The sequence below is a fragment of the Micromonospora sp. H33 genome, assembly GCF_052068455.1.
In the GTDB taxonomy this organism is placed as follows: domain Bacteria; phylum Actinomycetota; class Actinomycetes; order Mycobacteriales; family Micromonosporaceae; genus Micromonospora.
Genome location: NZ_JBQHDE010000040.1, coordinates 1 through 584, shown reverse-complemented (window position 1 = coordinate 584; position 584 = coordinate 1). Strand labels below are relative to the sequence as shown.

The 584-nt window shown below is 67.3% G+C and carries 1 protein-coding gene; it reads left to right on the top strand.

Annotated features, from left to right (window positions below):
* Positions 1-345: 345 nt before the first annotated feature.
* On the top strand, positions 346-584 hold a 239-nt coding region (locus ACTMS0_RS29090; RefSeq protein ID WP_441158467.1), incomplete at its 3' end, for a helix-turn-helix domain-containing protein.

Genomic DNA, 584 nt, shown 5'->3' with positions numbered 1-584 from the left:
GGGCTCCAGCTGATGTTCGCCGTACGTGTACGGGGCCAGGAAGTCGCGTGGGCTCCGACACCGGCGGACCGCACGTCAAGCAAGGGAAAGAGAAGCAGAGGAAAGGGAGGGCCGTACACCGTTGGATCGCCCGCCGTCGGCCGTCAAACCAGGCCGGGCGGACACCGCAGTTTCCATCGAACGAGAGGTGGTCTCCGGTCACGCTTATGCGATCCTCGCACCCAAAGCCTTCACCGACGGCTGGTGCGGATACGACAAGCCGACGTTCCTGTCGGCAGATGGTGTTCTGACCCCTAACCCTGGGCCCCGGCGCGCAAGCGCCGGGGCCCTCGACGTGGAGGTGACATGGGGCAAAACCCCGATGACATGTTCGGCGACGAGGACTACCCTGCCTACACCATTGGCCGAGCCGCGGAAATGCTCGGTACCTCGCAGGACTTCCTGCGCCGACTGGACGAGGCGAAACTGATCGACCCGCACCGCTCCACCGGTGGGCACCGCCGCTACTCCCGCTACCAACTGCGCCTGGCCGCCCGGGCCCGGGAGATGGTCGACCAGGGCACCGCCCTGGAGGCCGCCTGCCG